The following is a 22,920-nucleotide window of genomic DNA, read 5'->3' on the forward strand; positions in this document are numbered from 1 at the left end:
CCCTTGTTTATGTGAAAGCTGTAATTCAAGAAAGGATTCTGCTTATTATTTCATAACAATATGCCATAGGTGGCGAGAAAATCAAAATGAAAAGGTCCAATGCCTATGTCTTTAATTTACTCATTACACAATTGAAACCTGGCGACGCAGAATCTGCCTAAATAATAGTCTTTCACGCCGCCAATACTGCTTAAAAAGTGAACAGAAGTCCAGTTCCAAAAAAGAAGATTGCTTAACTAATAGCCACAACAATAGTCTTGACTGCTATACAACCAGTAGTTAGTATAGTGAAAATCGCAATACCCTTCTTTTATAGGAGTTTTTCATGTCCGAGACACAGAGCCTGAGCCATCGTCTCACCGACGAGATCGTCGCCATCATCGAAGCCGGGGTCGACGCCGAACTCAGCGACGAAAGATTCAACGACTACTGCATGCAGCTCTTCGACCTGCAGTACAACAGCAACGCCATCTTCCGCGAGTTCTGCGACCTGAAGAAGGTCCGTCCCGGCGACATCAGCCGCTGGCAGGACGTCCCCATGGTCTACAACGACGTCTTCAAGACCCACCTGGTCGCCTCGTTCCCGCTGGAGCAGTCGGTGATGGCCTGCCTGACCGGCGGCACCACCAGTCTGACCCAGCGCGGCCGCATCTTCCGCGACGAGGACGGCAAGAGGCTCGTCTTCGGCGCCAACAAGATGATGACCAACTCCTTCCTGTTCCCCGACTTCGAGGAAGGGAAGCGCTGCCGCATCCTGATCCTCGCGCCCAGCCCCGAGATGGCCCCCTCCATGGGGATGGCCATCGGCATGGACCAGACCCGCCAGGCCTTCGGCACGCCGGACAGCATGTTCCTCTTGGGCAAGACCGGCATCGACGTGAAGAACCTTCTGAAGGCGCTGCGCGAATCCGAGGCAAGCGGCGTGCCGGTGGCCCTCATCGGCGCAACCGCCGCCTACGTCTACTTCTTCCAGGCCTGCCGCCGCAAGAAGATCACCTTCAAGCTCCCCGCGGGGAGCCGCGTCTGTGACGGCGGCGGCTACCGTGGCCGCTTCGGTGTGGTCACCCGCGACGACTACTACAACATGGTCCAGGAGATCCTCGACGTGCCGCGCCACTACTGCGTGAACGTCCTGGGCGAGGCGGAAACGGCCACCAACCTCTTCGACGACGCGCTGCGCCGCCACGTCAAGGGGCTCCCCGAGAAGAAGCTGGCCCGCCCGGTGCCGCCGTGGTCCCGCGTGCTGGCCATGAACATCGACGACCTCTCCCCGCTTCCCGACGGCGAAGTCGGCCTGCTGGCCCACTGGGACCTGGCCAACGTCCCCACCGTCCTGGCCGTCATCACCGACAACCTGGGCTACACCACCGACAACGGCAGGAGCTGCGAGATGGTCGGCCGCGCCAAGATCGAGAACGGCAAGGTATCGCCGCTTCCCGACGAGGAGCGCACCATGGGGCCGATGGGTGATTCCGCCATCTTCCGCATGCTGGAGACCTACACCAACTTCTCCATCGACCTGAAAATGCGTCTGGCCAAGGACCCTAAGGTGGCCCCGAGCGTGCGCGAGGAGATCGAGGCAAGGCCCGGTTCCGTCGCATCCTGTCCGCAGGTGGTGGACGAGATCCTGGTCTCGCAGGCGGACAAGGAAGCCGCCGAGTTGCGTGACCGCTCGCTCGGCGCCTTCAAGGACCAGACCGAGCGCCCGCTCGACTGGTTCCTGGCCGAAGCCGAAAAGCAGAAGCTGGTCGATCACCCCGAGGGGCTCCAGTCGGAAAAGCCGGCTGCGGAGCAGAAGAAGTAGGTTGATGTAAAGAGAGCATCATGCCCCCGCAGGCGCCCAAGGCGCCGCGGGGGCTTTTTTGTGTCTTCGTCGGCGACGCCGCGAAGGCTTCCCCCTCCCTGTCCCTCCCCCTCCGGGGGCGGGGACGCCGGGGTCTTGTCTTCTTCTATACTGGGGGCAGTTACGACGAGGCCGCAGTCCACTCTCCTCCCCCAGGAGGGGGGAGGTTGGGAGGGGGGAAGGTTTTCCCCAGCCCAGCCCAGCCCAGCCCTACCCTACCGCTGCCTTTTCGCCCGCACCGACTCCCGGTTCGCCTTCCACTGCTCGAAGGCGATCTTGACGCCCTTTCTCACCGGCAGCTGAGACATGAGAGACAGGATGTGCGCGTAGGGGAAACCGGCCATGGGGACCTTCATCATGTGCCGCAGCACCCGGGGCAGGCTCAACTGCTCCAGGAGGCTGATGTAGAAATGCTCCTCGCGCAGCTCCGGCGTCATCATCGGATCGGGATGATCGAACAGCGCGTAGGAGCCGTTGTAGTACTCCCAGCCGAGATCCTTGTAGATGTAGGGCTCATACTCGCGGGAGAGCACCGTGCCTGGGTAGGGGACCACGAGCGACGGGTGCATGGAAACGCCCAGCCTATCCGCCACCTCGATGGCGCGCTTGAAGTCGTCGAAAGTGTCCTCGCGCGATCCCAGCATGTAGAAGAGCGAGACGTCGATGCCGTGGTCCTTCAGGGTCCTGACCGCCCGCTCGCGGTCCACGCCGATCTTGCCGTTGGCCTTGTACGCCTTGAGGCTGTGCTCGGAGATGGCGTCCCACCCCACCCAGACCGACAACAGCCCGCTCTCACGCGCGGCGTTCAGCATGCGCGAGCCTTCCGGCGCCAGCACGGGGCCGAGGCTGCCGAAGGCCATGTACTTCTTGGGGCTACCCTTGAGCGCGGTGAAAAGCTCGATGGCGCGCTTGGTTTCGCTGCTCCACCAGATGTTTTCGTCGCCGATCTCGTACATCTTCTCGGGAATGGCGGCAACGTCGCGCACGACATCCTCGATGGGACGGAAGCGGATCTTGGCGCCGAAGAACGGCTTCACCGAGCAGAAGGTGCAGTTGAAGGGGCAGCCGCGCGAGGTGTTGACGATGCGGAACTGGTGGTTGTTCTTGAGCATGCCGTAGAGCGGCGTCGGCATGCCGGTGAGCTCCAGTTGCTCCCCGCGGTAGAAGGACTGCAGCGTCCCCGCGCGGAAGTCCTTTAGGACCCGCGGCCAGCAGCTCTCCGCCTCGCCGATGACGACGGCGTCGCCGTGCGTCTTCGCCTCCTCGGGCATGGCCGAGGCGTGCATGCCGCCGAAGACCACCTTGATGCCACGCGCCCTCAGCGAGTCGGCAATGTTGTAGCCGGAGACCGCGGTCGGGGTCAGGATGCTGATGGCGGCAAGGTCGCACTCGACGCTCTTGTAGGCCTCGGGTGTGGCGCTGCCGCTGATCAACTGGATCTCGATGGAGGGGTCCGCCTGGCGGGTCAGCGCCGCCAGGTATTCGAGGATTGGAGGTGCTACCGGTGTCCAGCCGAAGGGAAGCGGCGGAAAGATGATGCAAAGTTTCATGTATTACCTTGGCTTGCGTTGCCCCGCCGGGATTACAGGTCGAGCTTCTTGTTGGCGTAGATGGCGTCCACCACCCCTTTGATGTTGGAGATGGGGGTTGCCGTGGTTTTGCCGTCCTTGGTCTGCACGGTCTTCGACGCCATGACGATGCCGTACTCGCCGCTGGGGTAGATGACGAACTTCAGCACCACTCCCTTTTCCGCGATGCCGGCCCGGCGCCCCTTGAAATCGAACCACCCGGTCGGGCTGGAGCCGCGAAAATCGACGTAGAAGTTGCCCCCCGTGCCCCTGGTCTCGTACCAGTGTTTTTCCTTGAAGTAGCCGTACTTCTCGAAGGCGGTGCCGATCTTCACGTCGGGGTATCCCGGCAGTGTGGCGTCCTTGATGACGTCAGCCATGGGCCGGGCGGGGCCGAGGCCGGCCGTGCCGTCGCCGTGAGGGCTGATCATGGATGGCCGGTTCATCATGATTTCCGGTGACGGCGACGCGAACACGCCGGGAACGACAAAAAGCGCCAGTAAAAGGGGGACGAACACGATACGCATGCTGTGAATCTCCTACCAAAGAAACTGAATCAGTGCTGAATCCTGAAACCGGCGTGGAAGGTCTCGACGCCGAACGGAATGCCCCAGTAACTCACGATCATCACCACGACGGCGATCAGGGAATACCAGGCGAGCCTGGTGCCGCGCCAGCCGAAGGTGACCCGCAGGTGCAGGTATATGCCGTAGATGAGCCACGAGATGAGAGACCACACTTCGACCGGATCCCAGTTCCAGTAGTTGCCCTTTACCGTGTTGGACCAGTAGGCACCGGAGATGATCATGAGGCCGTACATGATGAAGCCCCCCGCAACGAAACGGTAGGACAGCCGGTCGATGGTCGCGAGCTCCGGCAGCTTCGCCGCGAGCCCCGCGTCGTTTCTCTCCTTGAAAAGATACAGAAAGCCCATGCCGGCCGCGAGGAGGACCGAGGCAAAGCCGATGGTGGCGCCGGTGATGTGGACCCAGATCCAGCCGCTTTGCAGTGCGGGGGCGATGGTGGCCGCCACTTCCTTCAAGAGTGTGCCGGCCCAGCCCAGAAGGACGAACGCCACCGGCATGACCAGCGCGCCCAGCGGCAGTACCTTCTTGATGGTGAACTCGGAAATGAGGAAGATGAGGACGGTCATGAACACGCCCAGGCTGAGCGATTCGGAGATGGAGATGAACGGGGTCACCCCGGCCCCCGAAGCGGCCCAGCGCATGGAGATCGCTATGACGTGCGGAAAGAAGCCGGCCAGTGCGCTGAAGAGACCGGCACGGAACAGCTTGTCATAGTTCGCGATGAACCCGAAGATGTAACAGAATGTGCTCAAGCCATACAGTGCAACGGCAGTCCAGAAAAACAAGAGTTCGGCTTTCATCCATTCACCTCCAGAAGTAGGTTTCCGACAGTACTGTCCACTCAGGCTGCAGCGCCGGACCACCCATTAAAACATGCACCATCCTGCCATGTCAAACCTTATGATTCCCGCCTGGTTTCAGCTTTTCCGCACACTGTAGCTCTTCTATGACAACCAGGACGAGCCCCCCAAAGAGTAACGATTGTCACCTGTACCAGGCCCTCGGTTCTGACGAAGAGGAGACTCATGCGCCTTGACGAAAAAGCCCTGTTCATTCATAGTGTGGCAGCGGTTCAGGACGCTGTTCTGCCGGCAGGAACCGCCGCGTCACACAGTCGTGCGCAACAGCCTGTGCGACCTGAAACCACTCCCGGGATTGCAACCATGTACCGACACAAAATCGCCTGGTCACTGGCAGCTACCGCCTTGCTTATCACCACCATCGTCGTCGGGCACGATCACGGCACCGGCCACAGGCGCTTCGCGCAGGCAAGAGAAACCGTGTCCGTCGACGCCCCCGAAAAGGCCTACGCCGTGTGGCAGCGCACAGGGGTCAAGGGGAGAACGCTGGTTCTTTTCGACCGGTACCCGCACATGCACGGTCGTTTCAACTACCAGGGCGAGCCGCAACTGGAGCATTCCAACCTGATCGAGTACTCCATATTCCAGAATGTCATCAGGAAGCTCTATTTCATCGTCCCTGACGAGAACTGGGTGGAGTTTCTGCAGCAACCGACAACCAAGGTCATAAAGCCCATCGCGGGGTTGGAGAGGGGCGTCTCACTGTACGACCTGAACGGCCTGCCGATGATCGGGACCACGCCCTCATCGCTTCCGCATCTGTCAGAGCCGGTCCTGGTCTATATCAATGGCGACGTGTTCGACGCCAGACAGGCACAGGATCTGCTCACCCGCAAAGGCATCTCCAGCGACATCACCGTCATCTACCAGGGCAACCGCAAATGAAGAGAAACGAGATAATCCTTGTCTGCCTGCTGTTCCTGCTCGCCTTCGGCCTGAGGTTCTACGACATCGGCTATCCCAGCTTCAGATGGGGCGATGAGATGGCTCACGTCCCCGCCGGAACCAACTATTGGCTCAACGGCCAGTTCGAGCCCGACAACTGGGAGCACCCGCCGCTGCGCCACATACTCATGTACGGTTTCCTGCAGCTTTTCGGCGACAACCCGTACGGGTGGCGCATGAGAAACATCCTGTTCGGAGCGGCCGCCTGCGTGCTCACCTACCTCTTCGCGCGCAACGTGAGCGGGGGGAGAAAAGCGGCATTACTGGCGGGGTTGCTGCTCGCCACCGACCCCCTGCACATCGTCATGTCCCGCTACACCTTCGAGGAGATCTACGGCGGGGCCTTTTTCCTCGCAGCAATCGTGCTCTACCAAAGGCACGCGGGGCGAAGCTGGCTGGTCGCGGCGAGCGCCTTCCTCATGGGATGCGCCCTGGCCACCAAGTGGTATTACGTCCCTTGCTGGCTGCTGATCTACCTGCTGCTTCTGAAAGAGAACCGGAACTATCGCAGCGTGGGGACCGCGTTCTTCATCACGGCGACCTATCTCTTCATTCCGGCCAGCGTGTTCATCGGCTCCTACTACTTCTGGTTCATGCGCGGTTACGCCTTCCCCGAGTTCCTCCAGTTCATACAGGACGCCTACTTGTCGCTGCAGACCTACCGGCCGGAGAACTACAACCCGGACATGGTCTTCTTAAGCCACAGCTCCGCGTTGGAATGGTTTATCCGCTCCATCACCGTCGGCCAGGGCACCTTCATCGGCGCCGACCGCGGCGAATTCATCCTTTACATGAACAGCCTGCCGGTCTGGATGCTCACCTTGCCGTCGATGATTGTCCTCGCTGTGCTCGCGCTGCGCCGGAAATCTCTCGCGCTCGGCCTGCCGGTGCTGCTGTTCTTCGGAACCTACGCGCTCTTCGTGGGGGTAAAACGCCCCACCTTCATCTACTCGGCAGTCCCGCTGCTCCCCTTTGCCTTCACCGCCATAGGCTGCCTGGTGACTGAGGTGGCCGGGCGGGTCAACGCCCGTCTGTACCACCTGGTCCTGGCGGCGATGCTGGCCTGGAACCTGTATCTATACCCGGTCGCCACGGCGAAAAACGTCCCCGTGGTACCCTACCGCTACCTGCTCGACAACTCGGACGCCAAGCTGTACCGGCAATAGGTTCCGCTTCGCTGGCGGCGTGCGCGCCCCACCCTTTCCCGCGGAGCGCCCTCGCCTACCCTTTCGCGCTCTCCCGCCGCCCTCTCAGCATCCTGCCGGCCGTGGTCAGGATCATACCGAACAAACCAACCCAGAGGCTGCTGAGGACGATGATCTGACCCGGTTCGTAGCTCACCTTCATGCTGACCCAGTAACGGACCTCCCGCGCTGACAGGCGGTAATCGCCTGCATCGTACATCGCGCCAAGAGGAGTCCCGCTTTTTTGGAAGGCTTGCTGGTCCATGTGTTTCATGGCCGAACCGAGAGGCTTCACCATGAAAAACGCGGTACCCGACTTCTCCTGCACCGGGTCGGGACGATAGGCCACCTGGAGATCGAAAAGCGGCTTCTCGGGAAGGTACGGAAAGGCGAGGCTCCCGGGACCGGTCTTGGTACCGGTGGTGTAGAAGATCGAATTGTCCGAGTGCTTCAGGCTCTGCAACGGCAGGTAGGCGCCGTACATCTCCCGTCCCTGCTTGTCGTAGAGGACGGTCAGCACGGAGTACCCCTCCTGGTCCGGGAAGAACTTGAAGCCCTTGTAGTCGAGGTTCTTGGTGAGGTAGATGGTTTCCTGCTTCTTGGCTTCCCCTTCCCCCACCGTGATGTCATAGGCCCTTTTCTTGTCGACGCCGTCGAGCTTATAGCCCAGGTGCAGCGCGTTCAAGGTGGTATTCCCCTTGAGCCACAAGACGTTGAAGAACCGTCCCATCGCCACCGCGTCGTAGCTACCGCGCTCCCCGTTTTGCACGGTCTCCCCTTCGGTAAGCCTCATGGAACCGCGGAAGAAGAACAGGCTGTTGTAGATGATGCCGATGAACATCGCCACGAAGCTGAGGTGGAACAGGATCATTCCGAAGGAGATGAGGGTGATCCTGCGCCCCCATATCCTGCCGAAAAAACAGCAGGCGACGTTGACGATGAGGAGCACCAGCAGGCCGTTGAACCACATGGTGTCGAAGATCATCTCCCCGGAGCGCGGTCCACGGAACACGGTGACCCCCACGAGGCAGCACACAAGAATGGTGACCAGCAAGACCATGGCCAGCCTGGCCGATGCGAAGAAGTCGTAAATGGCGCGCGGAACCTTTCGTATCGGGTGATAGCGGGGCTCCAGCGGGAACTGTTCCGTCTCCGGTCCGTTTTCGGGCGCTTCTATTTCGGGCATTACAGCTTCTCCACGTTCCAAACCAGTTTTGCGCCATCCTTCACCCCGTAGGCGAGGAGTTTCCCATCATTCGAAAACACCGGTGGGAAGACCATCTCGTGCACGGGGTCCTGCCTGACGATCTTGCCATTAAGGTCCGAGACCACCACGAAGCGTTTCCCGTCCTGGCGCGCGCGATAGGCCACCAGCCGCCCGTCGGGGCTGAAGGTAGGCCCGGTCACCTTGTCGAAACGCGCCGTTTCCTTGCCGTTCACCACCGCAAAGATGCTCTTGCCGATCTGCCCCGGGGTCACCTTGCGCCCCAGGTATACGCAGCTGTTGCCGTCCTTGCTGTAGGCGAGTTCCCCCACCTCGTCGTAGGGGCGTTTCTCGGTCTGACCGCCCGACTGGTAGAAAGTACAGCTCCCCTTGGAGGCGACCAGGAAGCCGAACCCTTTGCCGTCGGGGCGGAAGGTGATGGAACCTACCAGTTCCCCGGCGGGAAACGGCTTTTCCACCCCGTTATGGACGAGCAGCCTTGCCCCGCCCTTCTCCGCAATGTAGGCCACGGATGCCCCATCGGGGCTGATGGCGAGGTCCCGGACGTTGTCGTAGAGGGGGCCTTCCTTCACGGAGTCGGGCTGCGCGAAGCTCAACTCGACCACCCTTTTTTTGCCGCCCGCATCGGATATCGCCGCGACCCGGGTCCGGTTATCGCTGATGACCATGGCGGAGCCGGTGGCCTCGCGGACCGTCTGCTTCTTGAAGTCGAGGTCCGTGACCACCAGCCGCGGCGGCGCCCCTTCGGACATGGCATCAACGTAGGCGATACGACTGCCGTCGGAGTTGAATCCGAACTGGTTGTGTTGGGTTTGGTTGCCGGGGAAGCTGCGCCCGTCGACGACGAAACACCAGCGCCCCCCCATTTTGGCCTGGTACACGAGATGCCGGCTGTCCGGGCTGAAAACGGGAATCTCAAGTTCCTCGGCGACCTCCCCTTCCCGGCCGTCAACCACCATGCGTGGCTTGTCGTCGACGTAGGCCTGGTAAGCGATGCGTTGGCCGTCAGGGCTCAGTGTGGGGGTCAGTATGTTGGTGTACGAGGTGTGCGTCTTGCCGTTGTGGACCACGTGGAACTTGCCGCCTTGTTCGGCTATGTAGAAATAACCTCTGCCGGTAGCGCTGAAATCCAGCTGGGGGACGTTGCGGATCGGTTCGGAGTTCCAGGCGCTCCCGGCTTGCTGCAGGCCGGCGATTTCCGCGACGACCGTAGTCGTGGTAAGCAATGAAAGGTCCTTTTCTTTGCCGCGTTCCTTGCTGCACCCGAAGAGGCCGCCCAGGACCACCACCGCGAGCGCTACTGCTTTGATACGTTTCATACCGTGATTCCTTGTCGCCCTGCCGCCGGCACGGGCATTGCCGCTTGAGATCCCCTCGCCGCCGGTTGCGAACAACCGGCGCGCGGGCCCCAGAAAAAAACCCCGCCCAGTGTGGGCGGGGTGTTGGCCTTTCGAACTGACAGTTGGGCGATTTAGTACACGCCGCCCAGGCCGTTGGAGCTGTTGCTCATGTTGTTGTTGCAGGTGCCGCCGGTGCCGGTGCAGGTGGATGGGTTGGTGATGGTATCGCCAACCGCGGACTTCGGCGCCCAGCCGCTGAGCGTGTTGCGGATGAATGCGTACGGCCTGTTGCCGTTGGACCACTTGGAGCCTACGGTGCCGACTACCCTGTCGTTGAAGCCGTGCGCTTCTTCCATACGCTGCGGACGGGCGACGCTGGTAGCCGAGTAGGTTGCGCCGACCACACCGTAGCCGTGGCAGTAGGAGCAGTTGTTGAAGGTCGTAGTGCCCATGTTGCTCTTGCCGACGGTGAACGCGGAACCGGTACCGTGCTGCGAGCCGGTCGTGGCGTACTTGGTCGCGTGGCAGTTGATGCACAGGTTGGTCGTGGTCGTGGTTCCTGCAGCCCTGATCGGGCCGCGCAGGGTGACGGCGCCGCCGTGTGCGGTAACCGTGGCAGTCTGCACCCCGGTCTGCCCCAAGGTTGCATGGCAGTCCCAGCAGGAGATCAGGGCACCGTACGAAGTGTTGTTACCGTTGGTCTTCGTTATGTTGCTGTAGGGGGCCAGCATCTGAGCACCCTGCACGTAGCTGTTGTTCTGCTTGCCGATGACCGGATGGTAGGAGGCGTTGGTGGTCGTGAAGCCTGCCACGACGTTGACTACGTTGCCCGCGCCGTTGCTGTTGTACGGAGCGACGTGGCCGGTGATCGCGACGCCGAAGGGCTGCATCGCAGTGCCGGTGGTCGGAACCTGAGCGTTCGCGTTTTGTGCACCGTTGGCATCGTGGCACTTCAGGCAATGGTTCTGCTGTATGGCGGCGATGATAAGCCAGTTGGGGTCGCTCTCAAGCAGCTGGCTCAGGTCGCGCCGGAACTGGGTGAACTGCACGTCCGTCGTCCCTTCGACGTACGCACCCGGCGTCGCGCCGTTCCAGGTGACGTTCTTGATGTTGTTACCGGTGTCCGGGTCGCGCAGGTTGATGTAACCGTTGCCGTGGACCGCGGTCGTCTTGCCGGTGGTCTTGTCGCCTTCCATATGGCAGACGATGCAGTCGGCGGGATTGACGACGGTGTTGGCCGGCGTTCCGCCGCTGGAGGAGCGCTTGTGGCTCCAGGTGCTCTTCATTTCCGCGACCACGTTCCTGCGGGTGGTCGGTCCGCCCAGCGCCTGGGTAGCCGCCGAGGTATTCAGCACCCCGTTGTGGCAGGTGACGCAGTTGAAGACGGACACCCCCCAGATGGCGTTGCCGTGGCAGGAAACGGTTGAGCAGGTACTACCAGCGGCGTTGTAGGCGTACGTGAAGGTAGTGCCGGTCTTGGCAACCAGGCTATAGCTGCCCGCCGCATGGTTGGCGGGAGTGGCGATGGTGGTGCCATCGGTGGTGGTCGCGTTATGGCAGACGTCGCAGGTCTTTGAGGTGTGCGACGCGTGGCTGTTCATCTTCGGCTCGGCGGCGGTGTGCACTACCACGGTGACCGAGTCAATCTGGATGTTGGAGGCGGTAGTGTCGTTGTCCTTGATGATGACACCGAAGTTTGCCGACTGCAGGTCCGCGACAGTCCAGGTGGTCCCCCAGAGGTCAGTCGGGGTCGTGTTGACCATCACGGTGCCGTCGGTGGTGGGGAGCGTGGCGGTCTTCGCGGTGCCCACGGCGGTGGCGGTGCCGGTCTTGGTCAAGGCCACGTTGATGAGCCCTGAAGCGGCCAGACCGTGCACGGTGACCGAGATGCCCGTGATGGTGTCCCCAGCCGTAAGCCCGGCTGCGGTGGTGTTGAAGCCGGTCAGCACCAGGGGCTGCTGCGTGGTGGTGTTGTACACCGCGTAGACATTGTCATCGGCGTAGGCGTTGGCCGGGGTGGTCCAGCCGGTGCTGACGGGAGACGCCGACGGATAGACCCTGACGTTCACGTAGGCCGGAGCGCCCGTGGTCCCGCCGCTGCCGTGGCAACTGGTGCAGGTGGTCCCTGTGGTCCCCCAGTTGGGCGAACTGCCGGTGGAGGCGCCGCCGGTGGCCACCGAGGTGCCGTCAGAGTGGCAATAGGTGGCGGAACAGGCTTGGCCGGCCAAGGTGTTGTTGGAGACCGGGAAGCTGCTCCCCTTGCCGTACGACGCACCGGTATTGCCGTTGAGCGGCACCGCCATGTCGATGTTGCCGTTGGAGTGATTCGCGGCGGTGTTGTTCACGTGGCACTTGGTGCAGGCGTACCCGTACTGCCCGGCCGCGGAACCCGCGTGCTTGTTGTGCGAGCCGGGGAACTGGCCGGTGGTTCCACCGACGCGGCTCGCGTTATCGACCGGCGGATTGCCGTGGCAGTCGACGCAGGTGAGCGCGGACGCCTTGCCGGGGATGCCGGCGCAGGCGGTTATCGCGCCTGCAACCAGCAGTATCTTTCCATATTTCTCTTTAAAAACGTTCAGCATTATATCTGCCTCCCCCCGCTGGATACTACCAGGACGGCGTCTCTTTGTAGTGGCAATCGACGTTGGAACAGGTCTTCGGCTTGATCGCGGAGGCTACCCCGACGGTGCCGTTGTAGACCGGCAGCAGGCCGCCGAACTGGCGGGCCGGCGTGATGGAAATGGTGCGCCCGGTGCCGGGGATGGCTTCGCCCATGTTGTGGGAGGCGCCATTATGGCATACACCGCAGACCTGTGTCCACGAGTTACCGACGCCGAAGGCATCGGAGGCGGGGGTCAGCGTGACGTTGTAGCGCGTCTTCAGGTACGCAATGTGCTTCTCGTGAGCGCCCTTGCCGGTGATCACGCCGGAGCGCTCGGGGAAGGCGGACCAGGTGCCGACGTCGTAGCCGTGGCAGGTATCGCAGTTGCCGGCCCCGAACTTGATGCCGTCCATGTGGCGGCGGCCGGCCACGGTGCCGCTGCCGTCGCCGTTGTGGCCGTGGCAGCCGGAGCAGTCGGTCACGTCGGTGTTCATGCCGGAGTGGGTCCCGGCCGGCTCGAACCCGGTGACGCCCGGGACCTTGTGGCAGACGGAGCAGTTGGCGACCGACTTGGTGCCGCTAACCACGTAGCCCGCGGAGGTCCAGGACGGGAATACCGAGCTGCCAGCGTTGGTGGCGAGGAGCGTCCCGCCGGTGGCTGCCGGGTTGTGGCAGTAGGTGTTGTTGCAGGTGGTGCCGCTGTAGGAGGCGGACATCGCACCGTTCTTCGTCGCCAGCCCCTGGAAGACGGGGATGGAGTTGGAGTTGATGTGGCTGAAGTCGGTCGGCAGCGGGCCGTGGCAGGCCTGGCACGTGTAATCGATCGTCGAGTAGTTGCTGAAGCCGTTCAGCCTCTTCAGGTGTGTCTGGTGCGCACCGACCTTGGGATCGTTGCTGACCTGGCCGATGCCGGTCAGGGTACCGGTGAGCCCGTTGGCGTTTCTCGGCGGCGCCACCACGTAACGGTTGTCCGGGGTGATGGTGGCGGTCTCGGTGCCGTGGCAGCCGGTGCAGCCAAGGCCCGCTACGCCGAAGCCCTTGCCGTGCTTGTGGCAGTCGATGCAGTCACGGCCGTCGGTACCGAAGTGGTTGCCCAGGGTGGCCGCGGTGGAGTACGGATGTGCCTTGGTACCGCTGGCGCCGGCGGCGTCATAGGTATGGCAGATCTCGCAGATCTTGTCGGAGCTGGCCCTCGGCGTCGCGCCGCCGTCCCAGCCCGGAACCGGCTGGGTTTTGCTGGTGCCGGCGGTCCTTCTGTAGTTAATCGGCTGCCCGGCGCCCGGGAGCTGCCCCTTGCTGGTGTCGGGTGCGGTGACGGTCTCGCGGATGCGATTCACGTTGCGGGTCGCGGCGCCGCCCTGCACGTGGCAGGTGGTGCAGTCGAACTCGCCGTAGCGTGCACCGGGGATACCCCAGCCACCGTTGGCACTCCACTTGGTGGAGCTGGTGCTATCCGAGTTGTGCAGCATCGGGTTGTTCACCGTCGAGGTGACCACCTTGTTGGCCGGCGCCGTATGCGATATTGCGGAAACGCCTACCGTCGTCTGGTTGATGACGTTTTTTGCCGCGGTCGACTTGGCGGAAACGGTAAGGGTCACCGAGCCGAGCTGGCCGGAGCCGAGCGAGAGACTCGGCGCACTGAAGGTCGACGCATTGAAGTCCGTTGAGTTGCTCTCCGCCGGAATTGCCAGGTTGTAGGTGACCGCGCTGCAGCCGGCGCCGGAGTCGGTGTTCTTCACAGTGACGGTGTACTTCATGGTGCCGCCGCGGTTGAGGTAGCCGGAGTTGGGGCCTACGATCAGCAGCGGGGTCTTCGGCGTACACGCCACCACGTTGAGGGTGGTCTGCACGTCGCCCGTAGTCACCGCGGCGTGGTTTGCGTCGGCCACGGTGAAGGCGCGGGTCTTGCTCATGCCGCCCACGTGGTCAACGGTCGCCTTGACGGTAACGGTGGTGGTGACCTGGCCGCCCGGCGGCAGGGTCAGAGCCGAGTTGCCCAGGGTCGGCGGATCGAAGACGTCGAGCGCGTCGGTGTCGGAAACGCCGAGGTTGAAGGTGGTAGCCCCGCACCCGCCGTAGTCGTTGTTGATCACCTTCAGGTTGTAGACCGAGGTGCCGCCATCGGTGCTGATGGTGGAGGCGATGCCGCCGGTCGGGGTCAACAGGGTCAGGGTCGGGTCGTTGCGCACGCAGGCCGCCCCGGTGGTGAAGGTCATCGGTGTGGTCAGTGCGGTCTGGTTGCCGAGGCTGTCTTTCGCCCTTGCCTGCCAGGTGTAGGTGGTGCCGTAGCCTAAGCCCGCCGGCGCCCACGAGTTGGTGGCGACCCAGCCGGAGTTGGCGTTGTAGCCTGCCCCGTCGGTGATGGTGAAGTAGTAGGTGACGCCGCCTACACCGGCGTCGGTGGCGGTCGATGCCTGCAGCGCCACGTTAAGCGGCTGGTCGATGGAGGTGTCGACCGGCGATACCGCGGTAAGGCCGGTCGGCGCGGTTGCGTCGACCACTACTGTGCGGGTGAGGCCGGAGACCAGGGAAACGTTGCCGGCCGCGTCCTTAACCCACGGGTAGAGGGTGTAGGTGCCGTCGCTTGCCACCGTGTAGGTGGTCGGAGCGGTGGCGCTCCACCCTGCCGCGCCTGCGGCGGGCTGGGCGCTCGTGGTGGTGATCAGGTAGCGGGACACCGAGGTGCCCACGTCGGTGCCGGTCAGTGCCGCGATCGGAATGTTGCGGCTCGCCGACGGGGTGTTCACGGTGAAGGTGGCGACCGTCGGAGCGGTCATGTCGACCACCACCGTGACCGGGGTGGCGTAGACCGGCGAGACGTTGCCGCCGCCGTCCTTGGCCCACGGGTACAGGGTGTAGGTGCCGGCCGCGGCGACCGTGTAGCTGGTCGGCGCGGTGGAGGTCCACGCAGCGTCGGTGCTCAGCGGCGCGGTGGCACTGGTGGTGATCATGTAGCCCGCGATACCGCTGCCGCCCACGTTGTCGGTGGCGCCGAAGGAGGTGATCGGCACCGTGAGGGTGTTCACCGGGGTGGTGGCGGCGAAGCCAGCGTTGACGGTCGGCGCCACCGCGTCGGAGCTCAAGGGCGTGAGCCCCGCGGTCCAGACATCGGTAGCGTTGTAGTAGTTGGTGTAGGTGTCGTACTCGAAAATCTTATAGTAGTAGGTGGTGCCGGCCACCAGTCCCACGCTGTCGGGGATGGTAGAGGCGTTCCCCACGTAGCGAACGGTGCCGCCGCTGCCGAACGCCGTGCCGAGGCCGTAGGTCGTGCCGTCGACAGGCTTCGTGGTGTCGGTCTTGGCGCCAGCGTAACGGATGATGATCACGTTCTGCCCGGGGGTGCCGTAGGTCCAGTTGAGCGTGATGGTAGTGCTCGTCGCCGTATTGGTCCCCCACGTGGAGGCGGCATGGGTGTTGATCAGGGTGAGCGTGGTGTCCGCGGTGTCGCTACCGGCGAGGACGTTCCCGCTGGTAATGGCGGAAACCTTCGCCGTAGTTGCAGTGTTGCCGGAGGGAGCCCCTGCCGCACGGGTCTTGTAGGTGACCAGGATCTTGTAGTTCGCGGCGGTGTTGGTCACCGGGATCGCGGTGCCGCCCGAGAAGGTCCAGGTATCGGAGCCGGGGTTGTTCACCGTGGCGAAGTACTGGGTGGTCCCCGCCTCGTTCCAGATCTGCATGCTGGCGATGGCGGCGTTGTTGGTCGTGGTCACGGTGAGGCCGGTGACGGTATCGGTGGTGCCGGCGGAGCCGGTCACCAGTGAGAAGCCGTCGATCTTCTGGCTGGCGGCGCCAGGCGCCACGTTGGCGGTGGTGCCCACGGTGCCGTTGCCCAGCGTGGTGGTAGCCGGGTTGAGTCCGATGACCGCGAAGCCGTAGCGCTGGGTGGACCAAGTGGGGAGCGGGTTTTCCGTCCCGGTGGCGGTGATCTGCTTGGAACCGACCGCGTCCTCGTAGAGGGTGCCGTTGGCCGTATCGAAGTGCTCGGTGTAACCGGCCGGGACCGTGGCGGTTAGCGCCGTGTTCACGTTGGAGCCGTAGATGGCCCAGCCGCCGTTGGTCACGTTGATGGTTCCGGAGGTCGGCGTGGTAGCCGAGGTATCCGAGGCCACCGCACGCGAACCGGTGATCGGCGTGGTCTGGTCGACGTTGGAGTAGAAGGCCGCCGAGAGGCCGCAGCCGGTCTGCGGCGTGGAGTTCCAGGTCACCGCGAAGTTGGTGCTGGTCGCCGCGGCGATGCCGGTCTCCTTAAGGTAACCGAACCAGACCTTCTGGCGGCTCGTGGTGTCGGTCGCCACGATCTTGGTCAGCGTCTGCCCGCCGTAGGTGACCGTCGGGGAGAAGGTGGTGATGGCCGTGGAGTAGTCGGCCACCACCTTGACCACCAGCAGGCGGTTGCTCGCCGTCGGCTTGGCCAGTGTCATGGTGCTGAAGGTCGAGGTGGTGCCGGTGCCGAGGATGGCCCACTGGGTCTGCACCGCTACCGCGGCCTGGGCGTCCCTCACCTGCTTCATCTGCAAAAGGAGCACGGTCGCCAACATGGTGAACATCGCGATCAGGCAGGCTCTAGCACCCCACCCCATACCCTTTATATTTTTAACGATCACTTTTCCCATGTCAGTTCACCTGCCTTTGCACTCGATGTGTCGTGGTTGCGTGCTTCTTGGTTATACACATTCATGCCCCCCTATTGCGGCAGCCCGACGTGGCAGGCTGCGCAGGCCAGCGGCCCCTTGGTGCGCCACTCCATCTGCGTGCCGTTGTGGCAGGCGACGGTGGAGCAGGTGCCGCCGACGTAGCTCGGGGTAGTCCGGGCCTGGTCGTAGGAAGCGGCGGTCTTGTAACCGTTCACGCGGGTCCAGGAGGTGTAGACCGACTGGACTGCGTCGACACCCGGCCTGAGCTGCGCCTTGGACTTGATGTTGAACGGACTCATGAATACCACGTCGACGTCGCCGTTGATGTGGGTCTGGTTGGTGGCCAGTACCTGCAGGTTCCCTTTGAGCGGTGCCGAGCTGCCGTGGCAGCTGGAGCAGGCGTTACCCTTGTCGTTGTAGGACACGGTGACGGTCGCGTTGTGGCACAGGTTGCAGCTGAAGGTGGTCGAGGTGTTCGGGTCGCCGTGTGCGGCGCCGGAGCTTACCCCGCCGGCAACCGGGATCCTCGCGCTGTAGCCGTCGAAGATGTCGGCGTAGTGGTTGCCGATCACGTGACGACCGTGGGCCGCGGAACCTTCCTTGCCGCCGCTGTTGGGCGAGTTGCCGTGGCACTGGGCGCACCTGTCGACGCTGCCCCACGGGTCGGTCGCGTACCAGTTCGGGGTGGTCTGGAACTGGTACTGGCTGGTGGTCTCGGATACGAAGCCGTTGGAGTGGCAGTACACGTTGGAGCAGACCACGTTGCTACCCATGGTGTAGTTGACGACCCAGGGGCCGCCCGCCTTGTTCTTGGTCTTGACGGTGCCGGCCAGGCTGTGGCTCGGGTCGAGGTCGAGCTCGACGGTACCGTTTTTGTGCGAACCGGAATCCATCGGATGGCAGAAGCCGCAGCCGTATTTCGGGAAGCCATCCTTGTACTCGATGGAGTAGATCCAGGAGGTGTCGATGAAGTCGCCGTTGGAAAGCTTCTTACCGGCCAGGAACAGTTCCGCGTCGGTATGCATCTTGTGCGCGCCGATGAGCTCCTTGTTGACGCAGGTCGGATCGTTCTGTCCGCAGGCGTTCACCGAGGAGTGGCAGCCCAGGCAGTCGTCGACGGTGACCTCGATGGAACCGTCCAGGTGTTTGCTCTTGTCCACGAAGGCCACGTTGGACTGCGCCACGTGGTTGTGGCAGGCGCTGCAGTTGGTGCTGGTCGTGTGCGGGTATGCCGGCGGGTACATGTGGCACTTGTTGCAGCCGGTGCCGCCGAGGTAAGCCGGGTCGTTCCAGGACGGGGCCGAACCGGTACCCTGAGCAGAGCCATCGCCTTTTCTGAGGCCGGCGTGGCAGTAAGTGTTGTTGCAGATCCGCCCACTGGCGGTGTAGCTCGGCGCCATGGCGGCACCTTCCACGCCACCCGCGATGCTCGGGTGCGTGGCCAGCGAGCCCCAGGTGAGGGTCGCCGGCAGGCCGTCCATGTGGCCGGCTGCGTCAACCGTGGCCGGTACCGAGTGGCACTGGTCGCAGGTGATCGGGTTGGAGTAGTTGTGGCTCCCCGCCAGGTGCGAGACGTGGGTGCCGGTGTAGGGGCTCGCCGGGCTCCCCGCGGTGTCCTTGAAGGTGGCCGAAGTCTGGGCGGTGTTGGCCGAGCCGTGGCACTTCTCGCAGGTCGGCAGCGTGGTCGAGACGCCCCAGTTGCGGGTCGCGCGGCCGTGGCAGGCGCTGGTGGAGCAGGTGCCGTAGCCGTCGCCCGGGGTGTTGTCCACCTGCTGCGAGTAGGTGGTGCCGGTCGCCTTGGCGGTGAAGGCGAGGTTGATGGTGCCGTCGGCGTGGGTTGCGCCGGTGCTGCCAGCCGAGTAACCGGTGCCGTGGCACATGGAGCAGCTGTACGCGGAGTCCACGGTGTGGCGCTTGTGGCTCCCCAAGTTCAGGTCGTTGGCGTTCTCCTGCAGGGTCGACATGTCCTTGTGGCAGGAGGCGCAGGTCATGGAGCCGTTGGCGCCCCAGCTCGGGTTGCCGAAGGTGGTGGCGGTACCGTTGCCGCCGGGCGCCTGGACGTTGCTGTGGCAGTAGTTGGTGCAGGTCTTGGTGTCCTGTGCGTAGCTGCCGCCCATGGCGAAGTCGACGTCGCGGACGCGGTTCACGTGGTTGGAGGAGTAATCGCGCATCTTGAAGGCGACACCCTGGTCCACGGTGGTGTTGTGGCAGTTGGCGCAGCCGCGGGAGTCGGTCATGGAAGCGGTGTGCTTCTCGTGGCTGTTGGCGGTCTTGAGCGTGCCGTCGTACTTGTTTGCGTAGTTCGGAGCGCCTGCTGCGCTTGTCCAGGTGGCCCCTGCCGCGCGGCCGTGGCAGCCGTTGCAGGAGAGCTTCGCGTTGCCGCCCCAGGCCTTCTGGCCGGTCATGCTGACGAACACCGGCACCTGCTGGCCGGAGCTGTGGCAGTAGGCGTTGGAGCAGATGCCGCTCGACGTGCTGTAGCTCGAACGCCCACCCGCCTTGACGCCGGAGTAGTCCTTGAAGTTGTCCAGGTGGCCGGTGCCGGTGACCACGGTGTTGCTGGCAAGCGATACGGTGAGCGCATGGCACTCGGCGCACATAAGGTTGTTGCCGCGTCCCATGGTGGTGTAGTTGTTCATGTGCGACTGGTGCTTGCCGGTCGCCATCATCGGGGTGCCCAGCCCTGCGGCGCCGCCGTGGCAGCCCGAGCAGTTGGCCGGCATGTTGCCGCCCCAGACCGGGGTCTGGGCCTGAACGCCGTTGCCGTTGGAGTGGCAGGAGTTGTAGCAGGTGCCGTCATAGGTGCCGATCGGGTGCTTCGTGACCGGGGAGGCGCTGTAGTTGATCGCCTCGACGGTGCCGTTGGCGTGGGAGAGTCCCCCCGAGACGCCGGCAGCCGCGCCGTTGTGGCACTTGTCGCAGCCGGTACCCGGCTGGGCCAGGTGCTTCGCGTGGCTGCCGGTAGCCGGCGCGCCGTTGGCGGCGAAGGCGCCGGTCCCCTTGTGGCAGGAGGCGCAGCCGGTGCTGCTGCCCCATACCGGGGACTCCAGCGCGGCGGTGCTGTAAGGGTCGGCATGGCAGGATGCAGTCAGACAGGTCCCGGTGTAGGTGCCCGGGGCATGCTTGGCAACCGGCGTCGCGGTGTAGTCGTTGGCGACCTCGACGGTGCCGTTGGCGTGGGAAAGACCGCCGCTGGTGTTCTTCACCGCGCCGTCGTGGCACTGGTTGCAGGCCGAACCGGCAAGCGCCATGTGCGAGTCGTGGCTGCCGGTGGCCGGAGCGCCGCTGGCGGCGAACTGGCCGATGCCGTTGTGGCAGGCGGCGCAGCCGGCCGAGGTGCCCCACACCGGCGAGGTGGTGGAAGCGGTCGAGTAGGGGCTGGCATGGCACGATGCCGTGGAGCAGCGGCCGTAGCCGTTACCCGGGGCGCCCGCCTTGTCGTAGCTGCCGGCGGCCACATCAATGTTGCCGTCCGCATGGGTCGGCGCATTGTAAGAGGTGGGCGACGCGTTGACGTGACAGTTGCTGCAGTCGCCGTTGGAGGCCAGGTGACGGCTGTGGCTACCGGTGGCGAGAGTGCTGGTCCTGTGGCAGGTGCTGCAGGCGCCGGAGGACGGGTTGCCCCAGTTCGGCGTCGCGTAGTCGCCGGCGCCCAGGGGGCCGCCGGTCGCGTTCTGGCCCGGGCTGTGGCAGTACATGTTGGAGCAGCTACCCACTACCCGCGTTGCGCTCTGGCTCGGCAGGTAGGCGAAGTTGGACCCGGCGTAGGAGCCGACGGTCACCGCTATGTTCCGCCCGGCGCTGGTGGCGTGCTGGAACGGCTTCGCATTCTGGGTGTGATCCACGTGGCACTTGGCGCAGACGGTAAGATCGCTGCCGTACACCGCCAAATGCTGGGGATGGGCGTTACTGGTGGGTGCCGCCAGGTGGCAGACCCCGCAGTTGGTCGCGTTGGGTAGATCGAGGGCCGTGATGCCCCATTCCGGAGTCGTTTGCTCGAAATGGCAGTTCACGTTGGAGCAGGTACCAAGGACCGCGGGAGGAACCGAGGTCTGGTTGAAGAAGCCCCTGCTGTAGCTGGCACCCGCGTGACCATTCAGGTTCGGCTGCACCTGGATGACGCCGTCGCGGTGGCCGGTGGTGGTCACCTGAGCGCCATGGCACTTGGTGCAACTGATAGCCGACGCTGTCGCATGCGTCTGGTGGTTGCCGCGGAATGCACCGGTGTCCGGCTCGCGCTCACCCGTAGCCGAGTCAAGCGGAGGCATGGTATGGCAGTCGACGCACGTGAGGTTGTATTGCGGCGCGGCCAGCGCCTGCGATGCAGCGAACATCACAATTCCGAACACCAAAAGCGGAAGGAGGGCTCGGAAATTGCCATATCCAGGTCTGCGGTAGCTCTTCATGTTAAGCTCCTTCTGTAAACCCTTATCTAAATGCCTGAGACTGCCAATTTCCGGCGGGGGGGGCACCCCCCGCCGGAGTTTTTAACATGCTTCTACTGCATTGGTAAAGCCAATTTCAGTCTTAACTAATCGAAAATAATTATCTTTCGATGCTCCACTTCGGAGTCGGTCTGAAGTGGCAGCTCACGTTGAAGCAGCTACCCGACTTGTTGGTCCCGCCGGAGACCAGCGTGACGCTGGTGTAGGTGGCGAGGGCCTGGTCGGAGAAGCGGTACTGCGGGTCGATCTGGACGGTTACGCTCTCCACGTGGGTCCTGATGGGCAGGGCACGGGCGTGGGTAGCGTCGCCACCCTGGTGGCAGGGGAGGCAGTTAGCCCAGCCCTCGCTCGGCTTGGCGTCTTTCTTGATGTGCGCCAGAACGAGGTGAGCACCACCGCCGCCGGAGTAGTCTTCGAAGCGGGCCGAAGACCAGTTACCCTGCACGCCGAAGGTGACGGCGCTGAGGGTCTGACGCGGTGCCGGCGGGTAGCCGTGGCAGGCGTCGCAACCACCATTGGGCACGAACGCGAGGCCGGTGGCCGGGTTGTGCTGGTGGCACTGGGTGCAGTCCGTGGTGGAGGCTACGTGGTCCTGAGCCGGCTGGCCGGCCTTGGTGAAGTACTTGGTGGTGGTGTGGCAGACCTGGCAGACGCCGGTCTGAGCCGGGTTAGCAAAGGTGTTGTTGCCGGTGAAGCTTACTGCAGTGCCGTTGATGGTGCCGTTCACCATCATGGTGTTGACGGTACCGTGAGCGTTGTGGCAGTCCGAGCACAGGGAGCCCAGGCCGGAAGCCTTGTGAGCCTTCACGTTGAGCTTGGTGCCGCTGACCTTGCCGGCGTCGGTGTGGCAGTAGTTACACTCAAGGTTAGTGGAGCCAACCAGGGCGGGAAGCAGACGCTTCTGGTCGCCGAGTACGCCGCTGATGTGAGCTGCGGTGTTGTCGTGGCAGGCGGAGCAGGCCTGGGCGATGCCGGCCTTGCCGTGGCCCTTGGTAGCCGCGATGGTCTTGTCAGGAGCGGTGATGCCGCCGATGACGGAGAGCTGGCCGCCAGCAGTGCTGTGGCAGCTTTCGCAGGTGACGCGACCGGTGGTCCAGTTGGTGCTCTGCTTGTGGCAGGTACCGCAGGCGCCGATCTTGTTCATGCCGGCAGCAAGGTTCAGCGTGCCGTCGACGTGGGTGATCGCGGTGTTGGAGGTATGGCAGTTGGAGCAGGAGGTAGCCAGGGTCGAGTTGAACTTCGGACCGTAGGCTGCCGAGAAGTGCTGCGCGTGCGCGTTGGAGCTGATCAGGCCGCCGGTGGTGTTGGAAAGCGCGGTATGGCAGGTACCGCAGGCGCCGGATGCCGTGTTGTTCCACTGCGGGGTGGCCGACATGTGGCAGGAGGTGGCGCAGGTCTTGGTGGTGGTGCCGCTCCAGGTCACTACCTGGGCGCCGGCAACCTCGACGGTAGCGTCACCGTGCAGGGCCTTGTTGGCGAAGCTGGAGCTGCCCACAACGGTGGAAGCGTGGCAGGTGTCGCAGGCATAGGCCTTGGTGTTCACGTGCTTGAAGTGGGCGTTGGTGGTCAGGGTCTCGGAGTCGCCGTGGCAGCCGTTGCAGCCAAGGGAGGCGCCCCACTGTACGTCGGGCACGCCGGCCACGATACCGTTGCCGCTGTGGCAGGTTACCGCGGAGCAGGTGTTGCC

12 protein-coding genes are annotated in these 22,920 nt (G+C 63.6%); 3 read left to right on the forward strand and 9 right to left on the reverse strand.

Annotation, left to right across the window (positions count from 1 at the left end; genetic code table 11):
* The first annotated feature begins 325 nt into the window (after positions 1–325).
* Positions 326–1,804, forward strand: coding sequence for a LuxE/PaaK family acyltransferase (locus JFN91_RS18550; RefSeq protein ID WP_199390639.1), 1,479 nt, complete (start codon positions 326–328; stop codon positions 1,802–1,804).
* Between the two features lie 254 nt (positions 1,805–2,058).
* Here the strand turns inward: JFN91_RS18550 and JFN91_RS18555 are convergent, their stop codons facing one another.
* Genes JFN91_RS18555 through ccsA form a run of 3 tightly spaced genes read right to left on the reverse strand, consistent with a single transcriptional unit; the run spans position 2,059 to position 4,798 of the window.
* Positions 2,059–3,393, reverse strand: coding sequence for a B12-binding domain-containing radical SAM protein (locus JFN91_RS18555; RefSeq protein WP_199390640.1), 1,335 nt, complete (start codon positions 3,391–3,393; stop codon positions 2,059–2,061).
* Between the two features lie 32 nt (positions 3,394–3,425).
* Entirely contained in the window at positions 3,426–3,938 is a 513-nt protein-coding gene (locus JFN91_RS18560) for a hypothetical protein (protein ID WP_199390641.1), read from the reverse strand.
* A 29-nt stretch (positions 3,939–3,967) separates the two neighbouring features.
* Entirely contained in the window at positions 3,968–4,798 is an 831-nt protein-coding gene (gene ccsA, locus JFN91_RS18565) for a cytochrome c biogenesis protein CcsA (RefSeq protein ID WP_199390642.1), read from the reverse strand.
* A gap of 363 nt (positions 4,799–5,161) precedes the next feature.
* Between ccsA and JFN91_RS18570 the strand changes: the two genes are divergently transcribed.
* Positions 5,162–5,743: a hypothetical protein gene (locus JFN91_RS18570; RefSeq protein WP_199390643.1), complete on the forward strand. Its 582-nt coding sequence runs from the start codon at positions 5,162–5,164 to the stop codon at positions 5,741–5,743.
* Positions 5,740–6,969, forward strand: a complete 1,230-nt coding sequence (locus JFN91_RS18575) for a phospholipid carrier-dependent glycosyltransferase (protein WP_199390644.1) — start codon at positions 5,740–5,742, stop codon at positions 6,967–6,969. The genes JFN91_RS18570 and JFN91_RS18575 overlap by 4 nt, the downstream gene beginning before the upstream one ends.
* A 55-nt stretch (positions 6,970–7,024) precedes the next feature.
* Here the strand turns inward: JFN91_RS18575 and JFN91_RS18580 are convergent, their stop codons facing one another.
* The 6 genes from JFN91_RS18580 to JFN91_RS18605 form a co-directional block, all read right to left on the reverse strand.
* A complete protein-coding gene (locus tag JFN91_RS18580) occupies positions 7,025–8,173 on the reverse strand; it encodes a cytochrome c biogenesis protein ResB (RefSeq protein ID WP_199390645.1) in 1,149 nt (382 codons plus the stop codon).
* Positions 8,173–9,531 (reverse strand): PD40 domain-containing protein, encoded by a 1,359-nt coding sequence (locus tag JFN91_RS18585; RefSeq protein ID WP_199390646.1) that lies wholly within the window; start codon positions 9,529–9,531, stop codon positions 8,173–8,175. Before JFN91_RS18585 ends, JFN91_RS18580 begins: the two co-directional genes overlap by 1 nt.
* A 152-nt stretch (positions 9,532–9,683) precedes the next feature.
* Positions 9,684–12,134 (reverse strand): CxxxxCH/CxxCH domain c-type cytochrome, encoded by a 2,451-nt coding sequence (locus JFN91_RS18590; RefSeq protein WP_199390647.1) that lies wholly within the window; start codon positions 12,132–12,134, stop codon positions 9,684–9,686.
* Between the two features lie 25 nt (positions 12,135–12,159).
* Complete coding sequence (locus JFN91_RS18595; RefSeq protein WP_199390648.1) at positions 12,160–16,767, reverse strand: CxxxxCH/CxxCH domain-containing protein; 4,608 nt, start codon at positions 16,765–16,767, stop codon at positions 12,160–12,162.
* A gap of 71 nt (positions 16,768–16,838) precedes the next feature.
* Positions 16,839–21,122, reverse strand: coding sequence for a CxxxxCH/CxxCH domain c-type cytochrome (locus JFN91_RS18600; RefSeq protein ID WP_236015240.1), 4,284 nt, complete (start codon positions 21,120–21,122; stop codon positions 16,839–16,841).
* A gap of 211 nt (positions 21,123–21,333) precedes the next feature.
* The coding region (locus JFN91_RS18605; protein ID WP_199390650.1) for a CxxxxCH/CxxCH domain c-type cytochrome at positions 21,334–22,920 on the reverse strand (1,587 nt) is incomplete at its 5' end.

The organism is Geomonas anaerohicana, assembly GCF_016458305.1.
Lineage (GTDB): Bacteria > Desulfobacterota > Desulfuromonadia > Geobacterales > Geobacteraceae > Geomonas > Geomonas anaerohicana.

Coding starts and splice junctions, on each gene's coding strand:
- JFN91_RS18550 (WP_199390639.1), top strand. CDS start 326: ATGTCCGAGACACAGAGCCTGAGCCATCGTCTCACCGACGAGATCGTC.
- JFN91_RS18555 (WP_199390640.1), bottom strand. CDS start 3,393: ATGAAACTTTGCATCATCTTTCCGCCGCTTCCCTTCGGCTGGACACCG.
- JFN91_RS18560 (WP_199390641.1), bottom strand. CDS start 3,938: ATGCGTATCGTGTTCGTCCCCCTTTTACTGGCGCTTTTTGTCGTTCCC.
- ccsA (WP_199390642.1), bottom strand. CDS start 4,798: ATGAAAGCCGAACTCTTGTTTTTCTGGACTGCCGTTGCACTGTATGGC.
- JFN91_RS18570 (WP_199390643.1), top strand. CDS start 5,162: ATGTACCGACACAAAATCGCCTGGTCACTGGCAGCTACCGCCTTGCTT.
- JFN91_RS18575 (WP_199390644.1), top strand. CDS start 5,740: ATGAAGAGAAACGAGATAATCCTTGTCTGCCTGCTGTTCCTGCTCGCC.
- JFN91_RS18580 (WP_199390645.1), bottom strand. CDS start 8,173: ATGCCCGAAATAGAAGCGCCCGAAAACGGACCGGAGACGGAACAGTTC.
- JFN91_RS18585 (WP_199390646.1), bottom strand. CDS start 9,531: ATGAAACGTATCAAAGCAGTAGCGCTCGCGGTGGTGGTCCTGGGCGGC.
- JFN91_RS18590 (WP_199390647.1), bottom strand. CDS start 12,134: ATGCTGAACGTTTTTAAAGAGAAATATGGAAAGATACTGCTGGTTGCA.
- JFN91_RS18595 (WP_199390648.1), bottom strand. CDS start 16,767: ATGGGAAAAGTGATCGTTAAAAATATAAAGGGTATGGGGTGGGGTGCT.
- JFN91_RS18600 (WP_236015240.1), bottom strand. CDS start 21,122: ATGTTCGCTGCATCGCAGGCGCTGGCCGCGCCGCAATACAACCTCACG.